Source organism: Paenibacillus alginolyticus DSM 5050 = NBRC 15375 (assembly GCF_000422905.1).
Taxonomy (GTDB): Bacteria; Bacillota; Bacilli; order Paenibacillales; family NBRC-103111; genus Paenibacillus_E; species Paenibacillus_E alginolyticus.
In genome coordinates this window covers 1-15,325 of record NZ_AUGY01000050.1, presented here as the reverse complement: position 1 = coordinate 15,325, position 15,325 = coordinate 1, and the positions used below count along the sequence as shown (strand labels likewise).

Genomic DNA, 15,325 nt, shown 5'->3' with positions numbered 1-15,325 from the left:
CATGATAAGGAGGGAACTATAGTGGGTGTTTATAATCGATTTATGAATTTTCTTGGGCTGCAAGAAGAGGAAGAGATTGTGGAGCGGGAGCGCATTGTGGAAGCAACAGAAGAACCTGAAACCAATCCTTATGAATTACGTAATAAAAATAAGGCGAATGTCGTCAGCATTCATTCACAGAAAAATGCACGTGTCGTGCTAAGTGAGCCTCGAACCTATGAAGAGACGCAGGATATTGCAGATCATCTTCGCTCCAGAAGAGCTGTGATTGTCAATTTGCAGCGCGTTCGTGGTGATCAAGCCATACGTATCGTAGATTTCTTAAGCGGGACGGTATATGCTTTGAGTGGGTCTATATCCAAACTAGGACCAAATATCTTCCTCTGTACACCAGATTCAGTTGATATTCATGGTCACATCTCCGAGATGATGGGTGAAGAATAGGCGCATATCCTAACACAGAGGTGGATGCATACGTGATTTACGTTCACTATTATCTTAGTATTTTGATGGAAATTTATTATTTCATGATTATTGGTTATTTGATCCTCTCCTGGTTTCCAAATGCACGTGACAGTTTCATTGGAGGGCTCCTCGGGAAATTGGTTGAACCGTATTTAAGTCCTTTCCGTAAAATAATTCCAAGCATTGGGTTCATTGATCTTTCGCCAATTGTGGCCTTAATCGCGTTGCGATTTGTGGTTATGGGGATTAGTGCTGTGCTCGATTTCATTGTGGGGTTGTTCTAACATTGCCAAAAGAACTCTATGGTCATTTTCATTCGGATGAACACCATTTTGTCGATAAAGCCTGGGATTGGGTGGAGCGGGCAGCCGAGCAGCATGCTGTGAAGCTAACGGATTTTTTGGATCCCAGACAGGCTTTTATATTGACATCACTGGTGAATCGACACCCAGATGTCCACTGTCGTTTAGATGGCGGTTACTCCGCCGCTGAACGAAGAAGGGCGCTGATTGCCCCGGATTACCGATCTTTGGATGGGGAAGACATGGCGATGGCGGTCTTGTCTGTTTCTTCTGGAGACGGCAAATTTCTAACTTTGGAACATGGAGATTACATGGGCGCCATTCTTGGACTCGGCATGAAGCGAGACAAGGTTGGCGATATTCATGTTATAGAGGGCGGCTGCCATTGTTTGGTTACCCAGGATGCTGCGGATTACTTGCATTTGAATTTGTCTCAGGTACATAGGGTTCATGTACAGACAGAACTGCTGTCGTTAGATAAGCTGGAGCTAGCTCAAGTACAATTGGACGAGCTGAACCTGTCTGTTGCATCAATGCGCATGGACGGGATTGTAAGCGATGTATTCAGGCTAAGTCGAGCTAAAATATTGATTCCCATCCAAGCTGGGCGCTGCCGCGTCAATTGGAAGCTGGAAGAAGATCCAAGTAAGCCTCTTAAAGAGGGAGATATGGTGTCTTTGCAAGGATTTGGTAGATTCAAGGTGCTTGAAGTGGAAGGCGTAACGAAAAAAGGGCGAATTCGTGTGAAGATCGGCAAGTTTGCATGATCGTGGATAATTTATCCACGAACTTTGCAGGAATTGCTTATTTTCTGTCGAACTGATTCAGTATAGATGTGGGTTCAAACTAGCTTTCTTGGAAGAAAGCTCAGCTTTGCTCACGAAGTCAGTTTTGCTGCGCAAAACGCTAAGGAGGGGCACTGATGCCATTAACACCGCTAGACATACATAATAAGGAGTTTTCCCGCTCGTTCCGCGGTTATGATGAAGATCAAGTGAATGAATTCCTGGATCAAGTCATTAAGGATTACGAGGCATTGATTCGCGAGAATAAAGACTTGCACAATCAAACGGTGACGCTGCAGGAACGTTTGGACCATTTTACCAACATTGAGGAATCACTCAGCAAAACGATTATCGTTGCGCAAGAAGCTGCAGATGAAGTGAGAAGCAATGCGAAGAAAGAAGCACAGCTGATCTTGAAGGAAGCTGAGAAGAATGCAGATCGGATTATTAACGAATCCTTGACGCGTTCACGCAAGGTTGCTTTGGAGATTGAAGAGTTGAAGAAACAAGCATCCATTTATCGCACACGCTTCCGGACACTGCTTGAAGCGCAATTAGAGCTGCTCAATACAGAAGGCTGGCAAAGTATGCAGTTTGAAAATAAAGAAGAGTAGGAATCTATGATTAGGTGGCTGTCATATTGACTATGCCTAATGAATTGGTTATACTCCTGTTAAATGTATCTCAATAAAGCTATGACTGGAACGAGTAGGTCGAATGAGCAGTGTCAGCGAATTAGGGTTTTGGTGTGAGCCTAATCTCTGCAGCGTACCGAATATCCCCCAGGAGCGTCTCTTGAAGCGAGTAGAGAGAAACGGGTCATGCCGTTACACATGGTCGAGTGATTAAGCATTTGTTCGATATGCCTGAGGGTGTAAGTTCAATTTTGCTTTTTAACGAGGGTGGTACCGCGAGCTAGAGTTTCTCGTCCCTTTTGGGGATGAGAGGCTTTTTTTGTTTTTTTGACAACATAACGTTTGAGGCAGGAATGGAGTGGTTAGCATGGATTATGGCAAAACATTAAATTTATTACAAACGGAGTTTCCGATGAGAGGCAATTTGCCGCAGGCGGAACCCAAAATTCAAGAGCATTGGGAAGCTAAGGACATCTATGCCAAAGTGCAGGAGAGTCGCAAGGGCAGAACCAAATTTATTCTCCACGACGGACCGCCGTACGCAAACGGAGATATTCATATCGGGCATGCGCTGAATAAGGTATTAAAAGATATCATCGTCCGATTCAAAACGCTGCAAGGCTTCGATGCACCTTACGTTCCAGGCTGGGATACGCATGGTTTGCCGATTGAGCAAGTCATTACGAACAGCGGAAAAGTGGATCGTAAAAAAATGACCGTTCCTGAGTTCCGTGAATATTGCAAAGAGTACGCCCTACAGTCTGTTGAGAAACAGAAAAGTCAATTCAAGCGTCTGGGTATTCGCGGTGACTGGAAGAATCCGTATATCACTCTGCAGCCGGCTTATGAAGCTCAGCAAATTCGGGTTTTCGGTAAAATGGTGCAAAAAGGCTTTGTCTACAAAGGATTGAAGCCTGTCTATTGGTCCCCATCTTCCGAAAGTGCACTTGCCGAAGCTGAGATTGAGTACAAAGAAAAAACATCCACTTCCATTTATGTGGCGTTCCCTGTTAAAGACGGCAAAGGCAAGCTGCCGCAGGATGCCGCTATTGTGATCTGGACGACAACGGCATGGACACTGCCTGCAAACTTGGGGATTTCACTTCATCCTGAGTTCGACTACGCGGTTGTTCAAGCTGGTGGGAAGAAATATGTGCTTGCACAGGGCTTGCTTGCAGCTGCAGCTAAGGAAATTGGCTGGACCGATTACGAAGTGTTGTCGACGGTAAAAGGCAGTGAGCTTGAGTTCGTTACGTGTCAGCATCCATTCTATGACCGTGAATCGCTTGTTATGGTTGGCGAACATGTGACCCTAGAAGCAGGTACTGGTTGTGTACACACAGCTCCTGGACACGGGGAAGACGACTTCGCGATTGGACAACGTTATAACATTGGCGTTCTTTGTCCTGTGGATGATCAAGGGCATTTCACAGCTGAAGCACCCGGTTTCGAAGGCATGTTCTACGAAAAAGGCGGCAAGCTGATTGTCGAAAAGCTGCAAGAATCGGGTCTATTGCTTAAAGCTGGCGAAATTCAGCATCAATACGCTCATGATTGGCGTACAAAGAAGCCAGTTATTTATCGTGCAACAGAGCAGTGGTTCGCGTCTATCGATAAGTTCAGACAAGAGATGCTCGATGAAATCAAGCAGGTGAAGTGGACGCCAGAGTGGGGCGAAATCCGCCTTCATAACATGATTGCAGATCGCGGAGACTGGTGTATCTCGAGGCAGCGCGCATGGGGTGTTCCTATTCCGATCTTCTACTGCCGCAGCTGTAACGAACCTCTTGTCAATGAGCAAACCATTGAACATGTGGCTCAGTTATTTGAGCAAGAAGGCTCAAATAGCTGGTTTATCAAGGATGAAAAGGATCTCCTTCCTCAGGGTATCAGCTGCTCTAAATGTGGTCATGGGGAGTTCCGTAAGGAAACGGACATCATGGACGTATGGTTTGATTCGGGTTCCAGCCATGTGGCTGTTCTAGAATCCCGTCCAGAGCTTCAGTGGCCTGCAGATCTGTATTTAGAAGGCTCTGACCAGTACCGTGGTTGGTTCAACTCCTCCCTCATTACAGGTGTTGCTACAAGAGAGAAATCGCCTTATAAAGGTGTTCTCAGCCATGGCTTTACGCTAGACGGAGAAGGACGGAAAATGTCCAAGTCGATCGGAAACACGATTGATCCGAATGTGGTGTGCGGGAAGCTAGGCGCCGATATTCTGCGTCTGTGGGTATCCTCAGTCGATTATCAATCGGACCACCGGATTTCGGATAATATCTTGAACCAAACGACGGAAGTATACCGTAAAATTCGCAACACGATGCGTTTCTTGCTGGGCAACATGAGTCATTTCAACCCAGAAACAGATCGTGTAGCAGCGGAGAGTTTATCCGAGCTGGACCGTTATGCGTTGATTCGCTTGAATCGCATGATTGAGAAAGTAGTGAAGGCTTACGAAGCGTATGAATTCCATGTAGTCTACCAAACGATACATCATTTCTGCGCAGTTGAAATGAGCTCTTTCTATTTGGATATTATCAAGGATCGTTTGTATGCAAACGCGCCTCATGATCCTGCTCGGAAAGCTTCACAAACCGTATTGTATGCTTCCTTAACTGCGATCACGAAGCTGATCTCACCCATTCTTCCACATACAGCTGATGAAGTATGGAAGTACATTCCTGGTGTTGAGTTAAGCAGTGTACAGTTAGCAGAACTGCCGGAAGTCGATTCAAGCTTATACAAGGAAGAATTGGAAAATAAGTGGAATAGCTTCCTGGATATTAGAGATGAAGTTCTGAAAGCTCTCGAAGAGGCGCGTAAAGAGAAGGTCATCGGTAACTCGTTAGGTGCTGCTGTACATCTATATCCAAATGAGGCTACTTACGGTTTACTTATGCAATTGGAGCAATTGGATCAGTTGTTCATCGTGTCTGCTGTGAACGTGCATAAACCTGGAGCGGAGACCCCTGCGGGTGTGTATCAATCGAAGGATGCTGCCATTGCTATTACAGTAGCGGAAGGCGAGAAGTGCGAGCGCTGCTGGATAGTGACTCCTGAGGTGGGGCAAAGTAAAGAACATCCGACACTTTGTACCAGATGTAATGACGTTGTTTCGGCTCATTACCACGAGTAAAGGAAGCAAACGAGCTTTCGCTTTAAGCGAAGCTCGTTTGTCCTGTTTTTTCTAGAGCTGCTCATCATCTGAGTTTGATAGGTTTTCTGGCTCGAGAAGTGGATCGCCTTCACCTTTATGCATATAATCACGGTAGGCCTTGCCTCTAACAATGGTAACATGTTCACCATACAGGTCTGTCGCAACAAAGCTTTCAAATGACTCAACATAACCAACGTGCTCATCGGCTTCCACATACATTTCATTATAGTCATCAACATTGGGATCTTCCGCGAATGCAGGCGAATTTGAGGTGCCCCAGCTTTCAACGATTTGCCAAGCATCTTCACCATCGAATTCAGTCTCATCGTCACGTTCGTCAAAGCTGGTTCGGCCAAAAGGTGGGTAGAGCACTTGTTCTTCAACAGGTCTTCGGAATGATCGGTCAGGATCAGGAACGTGTTCTAAGCTGTAAATGGTGGTAGGGATAGCTTGAAGACGCTCAAAGGGAATCGGTTGTTTGCTGAACACACATATGCCATATTCTCCACTTTCCATGCGAGCTAAGGCTTCATTGACTTGATTTAAATGAAATTCAGCATGTTCGTTGAGTGAAATATCTTTTTCTCGTTCGTAAATTTCTGTGGCAACGTCTCCTGGATGATTATCGTACATGGAGAGCTCTCCGGTACTATCTTTAAAAGAATTGGACAGGCCATAATTATCATTCGCGGCAAAATGTTTTTCGAGATAAAGCTTTTCCTCCAATAATTGCAGATATAATTCTCTTAATTGCTCCTCGGATAAATGGCTCATAGGTCGAAAGTACAGCTCCTTTCTAACAGCTGATGCATACCGTTATGATGCCGAGTGACAGCTTTTTTTAGTGAGGTAATTCCTTGAAAATAAGGAACATGTATAAGCTTACGAGAAGGTAATGCTTACGAAAACGCTTAGGAGGAAAAGATAATGAAATATTATTTTTATGCGCTCATCGTATTTATTTTGGATCAAGTATCCAAATGGTTTATTGTGAAACGGATTCCACTTGGCGAGGAGCGTCCAGTGCTGGGTGATTTCTTTATCCTAACTTCGCATCGTAATAGGGGCGCGGCATTTGGCATTTTGCAAAATCAAAGATGGTTTTTCATTGTGATTACGCTTATTGTTGTGGTTGGTATTCTCTGGTACATGCGTCGGACGATCCGTGAAAGAAAAGTTTTGCTATCTTTTGCGCTTAGCCTTCTGCTAGGAGGAGCAATCGGTAATTTCATTGACCGGGCTTTATTCGGTGAAGTTGTGGATTTCCTGCAGTTTACCTTTGATTTTAGCTTGTTCGGCAAAGCCATTTATTATATTTATCCGATTTTCAATCTAGCTGATTCAGCCATCGTGATCGGGGTCATCCTGATTTTCCTAGAATCGTTACTTACTTGGAGAAAAGAGAAAAAAGGAGCAACGAATGAACACAAACCAGACCTCAACTGAGGCCGCGACAACTGAAGTCGTCGAATGGACGGTTGAAGAGCAGTATGCCAGTGAACGTATTGATAAATTCATTACAGAAGCATTGGAAGAAGATGTGTCAAGAACGCTTGTTCAGCAATGGGTCAAAGACGGGCATGTTAAAGTGAATGGGAAAACAATTAAACCAAACTATAAGCTGTCTGAACAAGATGTAATTTCTTTGCGAATTCCTGAACCTCAAGGCGTTGAGCTAGCAGCGGAAAACATTCCCCTGAATGTTGTATATGAAGACGCTGATGTCATCGTGATCAATAAACAGCGGGGACTTGTCGTTCATCCAGCACCTGGCCATTACTCAGGTACATTGGTTAACGCATTGATGTTCCATTGCAAGGATCTATCGGGCATCAACGGAGAACTTCGTCCTGGCATCGTACATCGGATTGATAAGGACACATCCGGACTTATTATGTCTGCAAAGAACGACAAAGCACACGCTAGCTTAGCAGAGCAGTTAAAGGCTCATACGGTTAATCGCAAATATATCGCCTTGGTACATGGGAATCTGCAACACGATCAAGGCACCATTGACGCACCGATCGGTCGCGATTCCAATGACCGCAAGATGTATACGGTAACGGAGAAAAACAGCAAGCAAGCGGTGACTCATTTTGTAGTTATTGAACGCTTTGGCGATTTTACCTTGGTGGAGCTGAAGCTCGAAACAGGTAGAACCCACCAAATTCGCGTGCATATGAAATTCATTGGTCACCCGCTTGTTGGCGATCCGATGTATGGCAAGAGCAAAGGGATGCTGATGGATGGACAGGCGCTGCATGCTGCCATTCTGGGCTTCAAGCATCCGCGCACAGAGGAATGGCTGCAATTTGAAGCGCCGATTCCAGCGGATATGGAAAACCTTCTGCAAACAATTCGAACATCCTAGGGTTCATCCCAATGGGAGAGGAGTGAATCACATGGAGCATCTGATTAATCCACAAGTAAAAGACATTCAAATTTCAGGCATACGCAAAATATCTAATCTCGTTAGCACAATTCCGGGCGCATTGACGTTAACGATTGGACAGCCTGATTTCCCGACGCCGCGGCATATTATTGAGGCTGGGCAGAGGGCTTTGGATCAAAATAAAACGGTTTACACGCAAAATCCCGGACTATTGGAGCTGCGAGAAGCTGTATCCAGCTTCGTTCGCAATAAGTACGGCCAACAATACCGCGCGGCTGATGAAATTATCGTGACAGCTGGAGCGAGTCAAGCGGTAGACATTGCGTTACGTACCATTCTTACACCTGGAGCTGAAGTTATCATTCCCGCACCCATTTACCCTGGGTACGAGCCGTTAATCAGATTGGCAGGGGGAGTGCCTGTCTACGTCGATACCAGGCCGAATGGCTTGAAGTTAACGGCAGAGTTGCTTGAACCTTATTTAACAGCTAACACGCGCTGCATTATCTTGTGCTACCCATCCAATCCTACAGGGCAAGTACTCACGGAGCAGGAATTGGCCGATTTGGCTCAATTATTAGAAGATCGGGAATTGTTTATTTTATCCGATGAAATATACAGCGAGCTTGTGTATGGTGTCCGTCATCAGTCCATTGCAACGATGGGCAAGCTCCGCGAGAAAACGATTGTCATTAACGGCCTTTCCAAATCCCACGCAATGACAGGTTGGCGAGTTGGATTCACCTTAGCGCCGGCTTACATTACCGAGCATATGGTTAAGGTGCATCAATATAATGTGACATGTGCTAGCTCTGTAAGCCAGTATGCGGCATTAGAGGCTTTGACCGTTGGTGTGGATGATGCTCTGCCTATGCGCAATGCCTATGAAGCTCGTAGGGATTATGTCTATGATCGTCTGCTCGCAATGGGTTTCGAATTGGAGAAGCCGAATGGGGCGTTTTATTTGTTCCCTTCCATTGCCAAATTCGGATTAAGCTCTCAGGACTTTACGATGAGGCTGCTTCATGAGGAACATGTAGCAGTTGTTCCTGGTGATGCGTTCACTTCTTATGGAGAAGGCTATATCCGCATTTCTTATGCCTATTCACAAGAAGTATTGGTAGAATCACTTGATCGTCTTGAGCGTTTTGTTAGTAAGTTAACGTGAGCTAGCTAAACATTTCAAAGATACATGTTACGGTAATGACAAAACGAGAAAAACCTCCAAATCCACAATGAAGTGGGTTGGAGGTTTTTTGTTTACATAGATTTAAATCGTAAATAGGCTGTCATGGTATCTATCGCTATATCAATAGCGCTCTCGTTGGGATCAAGCTTGGCGTTATGCAGTCCATGAGGGGTGTCTACCCCTAACCAGAACATGAAGCCAGGTATTTGCTCCAGAAAGTAGCCGAAGTCTTCGCCTGTCATCGCTTCTGTACATTCTACGAGCTGTACGTTATCTTTACTGCGCAGCCAGTCCATGAATTCCACGGTCAAAGCAGGATCATTAAACACTTGGCGGTAATTCGAGCCATAATCAATAGAAACCTGACACTCGAAGGAGCTTTCGATTCCTGCGGCTACAGCTTCGATCCGTTTCTTGATCTTATTCATTGATTCAGCGGAAAGGGTGCGGATTGTACCTTCCAAGCGGGCTTTCTCTGCGATAATGTTCTGCTTTGTTCCGGCTTCCATTTTACCAATAGTTATGACAGCCGAATCAAGCGGATTCACATTTCGGGAAACGATGGTTTGAAGTTGACCAACCATTTGTGTCGCCGCAATGATCATATCGTTCGCTTGGTGCGGGTAAGCGGCATGTCCGCCTTTGCCAAGCAGGTCAATGAACAGCTCAGATGTGTTGGCAAACAAGATCTCCGGCTTCGTAGCAATCGTGCCTACGGGATACTCAGGAGCTATATGGAGAGCAACCATCTGGTCTGGCTTCCAATCCTGCAATTCTTCAGCAGCAAGCATGGGAAGAGCTCCGCCTGGGCCTTCTTCTGCCGGTTGAAACAGCACAACTAAGTCATCCTGCATCGGCTGCTGAGCGAAATGGGTAACAACACCCATCCCAATCGACATGTGAAAATCATGTCCGCACGCATGCATGTAGCCTGGATGCTGGGAAGGAAACGGAAGAGAGGTCTCTTCCGTAATAGGCAGCCCGTCCATATCCGCTCGATATCCGAAGCGTTTGGTAGGATTCGTACCTTTGATGTAAACCAAAATGCCAGTGCGCCAAGTGCGAATCGTCAGTCTATCCTGAGGAAGCTTAGCTAGATGGTCAAGGAGAAGCTGTTGCGTCTTGAACTCTTGAAAGCCCGGCTCCGGAATCTGGTGAAGCTGACGGCGCAGCTCTATAAAGGGGCTAAGCATGGTGAATTCCTCCAGATCACCTTACAGGGTGCGCAGATCTTGTAAAATTTCTGTTTTGGACTTCGTTTTATCGTCCACTTTCTTAATCACTCTGGCAGGTGCTCCTGCTACAACTGTATATTCTTCAACGTCTTGCGTAACGATTGCGCCAGCAGCAACAACGGATCCTTTTCCGATGCGAACACCTTCCAAGATAACAGCATTTGCTCCAACAAGCACATCATCCTCGATCACACATGGTTGAGCGGAAGGGGGCTCAATAACGCCTGCAACGACTGCTCCAGCACCGATGTGACACATTTTGCCGACTTGTGCTCTACCGCCAAGAACAGCATTCATGTCGATCATCGTGCCATCACCAACAGAAGCTCCAATATTAATGAGAGCGCCCATCATGATAACGGCGTTATCTCCGATATGTACTTTATCGCGAATGATCGCACCTGGTTCAATGCGCGCATTGATTGGCTTCAGATCAAGCATTGGAATTGCAGAATTGCGGCGATCCGCTTCAACAACGAAATCCGCGATTTGTGCTTTGTTTGCTTCAAGAACAGGCTGAATTTCGCTCCATTCGCCAAAAACAACGCCGCTTCCGCCGGATATGAAAGATTGGCTGCCTTCGCCAAAGTGAATACCTTCAAGGTTTCCTTTTACATATACTTTAACAGGCGTTTTTTTCTTGCTTTCTTTAATAAACTGAATAATTTCTAAAGTATTCATCTCGGTCATGGTGACATCTCCTTAAAATTTAGATTGACTCTCCTATATTATCAGAAAGGGGGCATTTCAGCCAATGTGTATTCATATTGCTTTTTGAGCGAACTGACTATTGTACAGATCTGCATAAAAGCCGTGCTGTTCCAACAGCTGTTCATGTGTTCCTTGTTCAATAACGGAACCATGATTCATAACAAGAATGAGATCAGCATCACGAATAGTGGAAAGCCGATGTGCAATGACGAAGCTTGTGCGACCCTCCATGAGGTTATGCATTGCCTTTTGGATGGACACTTCCGTACGAGTATCTACGCTGCTCGTCGCTTCATCAAGAATCAGAATGGTTGGATCCGCAAGTATGGCGCGGGCAATGGTCAGAAGCTGCTTTTGTCCATGTGAAAGGTTGGATGCTTCTTCATTCAGTCTGGTATCGTAACCTTCCGGCAAGGTTCGAATGAAATGATCCGCATAGGCTGCACGAGCCGCATTAACGATCTCTTCGTCAGTGGCACCATCACGTCCGTAAGCGATGTTTTCGCGAATCGTTCCGTTGAACAGCCAAGTATCTTGCAGTACCATACCGAAAAGTCCGCGCAGATGACTGCGTGACATTTCACGTGTATCTACCGCATCAATTGAGATCGTACCGCTTTTTAACTCGTAAAAACGCATTAATAGATTGACAATCGTCGTTTTGCCCGCCCCCGTAGGACCAACTATGGCAACCGTTTGTCCTGGCTCAACATGGATATTCATATCTTGAATTAACGGGGTATCCTCTTTGTAAGCAAAGTTGACTTGTTTAAATTGAACATGACCCTTAACATTCTGGGTCGTTTTTACATGAGAGATTTCCAGAACTTCCTCATGCTCATCTAAAAGCTCAAAGATACGTTCTGCGGCAGCGATTGTGGATTGAATCACGTTAGCTATATTAGCCACCTGTGCAATGGGCATCCCAAATTGCCCTGAATATTGAATAAACGCTAGAATATCTCCGATTTTAATAGCCCCATTTGTTACCATAATGCCACCAATCACACTGACCAATACGTAGCCGATATTTCCGATGAAGGACATAAGGGGGAATATCATCCCTGAGATAAACTGTGCGCGCCAGCCTGAATGATACAAGCGTTCATTAATTTCATTGAATTGCTCAACGGCTTTCTGTTCACGGCCGAAAGCTTTGACAATGGTATGTCCAGTGTACATTTCTTCCACGTGACCATTCAGTTCACCAAGTGTTTTTTGTTGTCCTTTGAAATACTTCTGTGACCGTGATGCAATCATTTTCGTTCCCAAAATGCTGAGCGGCAAGGTTACGATAGTAGCCAAGGTCAACAATGGACTAATGGTTAGCATCATAATAATGATCCCGACTAAGGTTACGACTGAAGTAATTAACTGTGTCAAGCTTTGCTGCATGGTTGAACTGATCGTATCTACATCGTTCGTAGCACGGCTCATGGTGTCCCCATGACTGCGAGAATCAAAGAAGGAGAGAGGTACTCGGGTGAGCTTCTCGCTAATATCTCTACGAAGATTAAATACGATTTTTTGTGTGACACCAACCATAATCCACTGCTGGATGAAGGTGAGCAAGGCGCTAAGTATGTAGAGTGCTGCAAGAATAATAATGATTTGAAAAATGGCATCGAAATCAATTTTGGCGCCGGCTACACCCTTGAATTTTGCGATAGAGCCTTCAAACAATATGGTTGTTGCGTTACCCATGAGTTTAGGACTGATAATACTGAAGAGTGCACTGAGTACAGCAGCAATCAAAACAAATATGATAGATACACGAAATGGACGCATATAACTCGACAGCCTTCGTATAGTTCCCTTGAAATCCTTAGCCTTTTGAACTGGCATTCCCATGCCGCCCATGCCGCCTCGTCCAAAGTGACCGGGATTTACCCCCGCTTGAGAAGGAGCTTTCTCTTTTGGTTTGTCGCTCATGCAATTTCCTCCTCTGACAGCTGAGAAGCAACAATTTCTTGATACACAGCACATGTTTTCATCAGTTCTGAATGGGTGCCAATCCCAGCGATTTGTCCTTCTTCCAATACGATAATGCGGTTAGCGTCCATAATTGTACTGACGCGTTGGGCAACAATGATCATCGTTGCATGCTCGGTTTCGGCTTTGAGAGCTGCACGAAGCTTAGCATCAGTTTTGAAATCAAGCGCAGAGAAGCTATCATCAAAGACATAGATGTTCGGTTTACGAACGAGTGCACGCGCAATGGCAAGCCTCTGCTTCTGGCCGCCGGATAAGTTCGTTCCACCTTGAGCGAGAACAGCTAGGTAGCCATCTTTCATCTCAGTGATGAAATCTGCCGCTTGGGCCGTGGTCGCAGCATGCTGAATTTCCTCTTCCGTTGCCATCTCACGCCCAAAACGAATGTTATCCGCAACGGTTCCTGAGAAAAGCGCCGCCTTCTGAGGGACATATCCGATTTGCTGTCTTAAACTTTCTAGCTTCAAAGTAGAGAGTGGATGACCATCTAAAGTAATAGTGCCGGACTCTACATCATAGAAGCGCAAAAGTAAATGAATGAGGGTCGTCTTGCCCGATCCGGTTCCTCCAATAATTGCTGTTACCTCACCAGGCTCAGCACGGAAGGATAGATCACGGATTGCTGGTTGTTCAGCCCCTGGATAACTAAAGGATACATGCTTAAATTCAACCGCAGCTTGCTTGGAATCTAGAGATTTCGCCATTTCGGCGCTATGTATGTTAGATTGATGGGCTAAAACCTCATTAATACGAACAGAAGATGCGGATGCACGTGGAATCATCATGAAAATCATCGTCATCATGAACATGGAGAACATGATCTGCATGGCATATTGGATGAAGGCCATTAAATCACCAATCTGCATTTGATTGGCATCAATGCGAACTCCGCCGTACCAAAGAATGACGACAACCCCAAGATTAAATACAAGCATCATGATGGGCATCATCGTGGACATGATCACATTTACTTTTATGGCTGTTTGCGTGTAATCCTGGTTTGCTTTTTCGAATTTACGCTTTTCATGTTCGGAGCGGTTAAAGGCGCGAATGACACGGATGCCTGTTAAATTTTCACGCAGCACAAGATTAATGCCATCGATTTTGACCTGTAATGTTTTGAATAGGGGAAGTCCTTTACGCATGATTCCCACAATTGCAAGTGCAAGAATCGGGATGATGGAGATTAAAACAATGGCGAGATGAGCGTCCTTATAAGTGGCCATAATGACTCCGCCGACTAGCATCGTTGGAGCGCCGATGAACATCCGCATCATGACAATCACCTGTTGAACTTGTGCGATGTCATTCGTGGTTCTGGTTATGAGGGAGGAAGTGCCGAGCTTATCAAATTCGTGCAACGAGAAGCTTTCAACATGGGTGAAAAGCGTTCGTCGTAAATCCCTGCCGAATCCTGTCGCCGTTCGTGCCAACAAGTAGCTCGCGATGATGACACAAACCATAGCACCCATCGCTACTAAAAGCATGTAAGCGCCAAACCGGAGGATATAAGCAATATCTCCTTTCACAACCCCGACATCGACAATGTCAGCGAGCAGTGTGGGCAGGTACAACTGCGCCAGTGATTGCAAGAGCATCAAGGTAATAATCGCAACCACAGAAGCTTTGTACGGTTTCAGAAGCCGAAACAATTTGAACATAGGTTCCTCCTTAGCGTTTTTGCCTTAGCAAAACGGGCATTATAGGCCTTACTGAGTTTTCGTTAGAAAACAGGCAAAGCTCTTGTTTTTACCACATAAGAAAGTATAAGTTTTCGGATCACGAAAACCGCTTTCTTATTGGCGATAAAACCTAATATAGGGATCTTTGGTCGTAGACCAAAGTCTCTCCGCTATAGGGATCTTTGGTCGTAGACCAAAGTCTCTCCTCGTTAAACGCGGTCGCTCATCTTTGAATGGCCTCGATAGAGGTTTTCTCATATGTAAATTATAACACATGGTTGAGCGTCTGCTCAAAGAGAGTTATGTGCCGGGGGTAGGGGCGTGAGTCCATAATGGGCTCAGTAGAAATAGATGCATTTGTGACATCTAATTTCTCCTAAATCTTTAATTTCAGGTGAATAGATGCAAAATATGCATCTAATCTGCGCTCAACGTTCAATATCGGTGAAAACTCACAATATAGTTGTACAAAATGCATTACCGATGCAAAATAGCTGACATGATCAGTAAGTCTTCACGTATAAATACAATTACTTAAATATATTGTATTTATTACCATTTTGTTTTTCTGGGTACAAGCCAAAAAAGTAAAGACTACAGAAAATGACGCGTTTTTACCATTAATTTACATTTTATTCTTGTGTCTCCGCTATTCTCTCACTATGATGCGCTGTGAACTTAGCCGTTCTTTTGTCTTGCTCGTCTTCTGTCGACCCTTTGAAGTTCTACTTGGCGGGCGAAAGACAGCATTTACAAAGTTAGACCAGCTATCATAGAAAT

General features: G+C 45.1%; 13 protein-coding genes and 1 other annotated feature. Of the genes, 8 read left to right on the top strand and 5 right to left on the bottom strand.

The window, feature by feature from the left end:
• Window positions 1–21: 21 nt before the first annotated feature.
• The 5 genes from G519_RS0121775 (at window position 22) to ileS (ending at window position 5,323) form a co-directional block, all read left to right on the top strand.
• Window positions 22–444, top strand: a complete 423-nt coding sequence (locus G519_RS0121775) for a cell division protein SepF (protein WP_029196505.1) — start codon at window positions 22–24, stop codon at window positions 442–444.
• A 65-nt stretch (window positions 445–509) separates the two neighbouring features.
• Window positions 510–749 carry a YggT family protein gene (locus G519_RS0121770; protein WP_051253572.1) on the top strand — a complete coding sequence of 80 codons (240 nt, stop codon included), beginning with the start codon at window positions 510–512 and terminating at the stop codon, window positions 747–749.
• 2 nt (window positions 750–751) lie between these two features.
• Window positions 752–1,534, top strand: a complete 783-nt coding sequence (locus tag G519_RS0121765; protein ID WP_029196503.1) for a YlmH family RNA-binding protein — start codon at window positions 752–754, stop codon at window positions 1,532–1,534.
• A 155-nt stretch (window positions 1,535–1,689) separates the two neighbouring features.
• A complete protein-coding gene (locus G519_RS0121760; RefSeq protein WP_029196502.1) occupies window positions 1,690–2,166 on the top strand; it encodes a DivIVA domain-containing protein in 477 nt (158 codons plus the stop codon).
• 72 nt (window positions 2,167–2,238) lie between these two features.
• Window positions 2,239–2,488, top strand: a binding site (T-box leader).
• 66 nt (window positions 2,489–2,554) lie between these two features.
• Complete coding sequence (gene ileS / locus G519_RS0121755; protein WP_029196501.1) at window positions 2,555–5,323, top strand: isoleucine--tRNA ligase; 2,769 nt, start codon at window positions 2,555–2,557, stop codon at window positions 5,321–5,323.
• Between the two features lie 51 nt (window positions 5,324–5,374).
• On the opposite strand, the gene G519_RS0121750 is transcribed toward ileS, so the two are convergent.
• Window positions 5,375–6,118: a TraR/DksA C4-type zinc finger protein gene (locus G519_RS0121750; RefSeq protein ID WP_029196500.1), complete on the bottom strand. Its 744-nt coding sequence runs from the start codon at window positions 6,116–6,118 to the stop codon at window positions 5,375–5,377.
• Window positions 6,119–6,271: 153 nt separating this feature from the next.
• Here G519_RS0121750 and lspA point away from each other — a divergent pair, with 153 nt between their 5' ends.
• Genes lspA through G519_RS0121735 form a run of 3 tightly spaced genes read left to right on the top strand, consistent with a single transcriptional unit; the run spans window position 6,272 to window position 8,904 of the window.
• Window positions 6,272–6,790 carry a signal peptidase II gene (gene lspA, locus G519_RS0121745; RefSeq protein WP_029196499.1) on the top strand — a complete coding sequence of 173 codons (519 nt, stop codon included), beginning with the start codon at window positions 6,272–6,274 and terminating at the stop codon, window positions 6,788–6,790.
• Window positions 6,765–7,715, top strand: a complete 951-nt coding sequence (locus tag G519_RS0121740) for an RluA family pseudouridine synthase (protein ID WP_029196498.1) — start codon at window positions 6,765–6,767, stop codon at window positions 7,713–7,715. The genes lspA and G519_RS0121740 overlap by 26 nt, the downstream gene beginning before the upstream one ends.
• 31 nt (window positions 7,716–7,746) lie before the next feature.
• Window positions 7,747–8,904, top strand: coding sequence for an aminotransferase A (locus G519_RS0121735; RefSeq protein WP_029196497.1), 1,158 nt, complete (start codon window positions 7,747–7,749; stop codon window positions 8,902–8,904).
• Window positions 8,905–8,996: 92 nt separating this feature from the next.
• On the opposite strand, the gene G519_RS0121730 is transcribed toward G519_RS0121735, so the two are convergent.
• From G519_RS0121730 to G519_RS0121715, 4 genes are all read right to left on the bottom strand, one after another.
• Window positions 8,997–10,118 (bottom strand): N-acetyldiaminopimelate deacetylase, encoded by a 1,122-nt coding sequence (locus G519_RS0121730; protein ID WP_029196496.1) that lies wholly within the window; start codon window positions 10,116–10,118, stop codon window positions 8,997–8,999.
• Between the two features lie 21 nt (window positions 10,119–10,139).
• Complete coding sequence (gene dapD, locus G519_RS0121725) at window positions 10,140–10,850, bottom strand: 2,3,4,5-tetrahydropyridine-2,6-dicarboxylate N-acetyltransferase (protein WP_029196495.1); 711 nt, start codon at window positions 10,848–10,850, stop codon at window positions 10,140–10,142.
• Between the two features lie 72 nt (window positions 10,851–10,922).
• Window positions 10,923–12,803 carry an ABC transporter ATP-binding protein gene (locus G519_RS0121720; protein WP_029196494.1) on the bottom strand — a complete coding sequence of 627 codons (1,881 nt, stop codon included), beginning with the start codon at window positions 12,801–12,803 and terminating at the stop codon, window positions 10,923–10,925.
• Window positions 12,800–14,524 (bottom strand): ABC transporter ATP-binding protein, encoded by a 1,725-nt coding sequence (locus G519_RS0121715; RefSeq protein ID WP_029196493.1) that lies wholly within the window; start codon window positions 14,522–14,524, stop codon window positions 12,800–12,802. The genes G519_RS0121720 and G519_RS0121715 overlap by 4 nt, the downstream gene beginning before the upstream one ends.
• Between the last annotated feature and the right edge of the window lie 801 nt (window positions 14,525–15,325).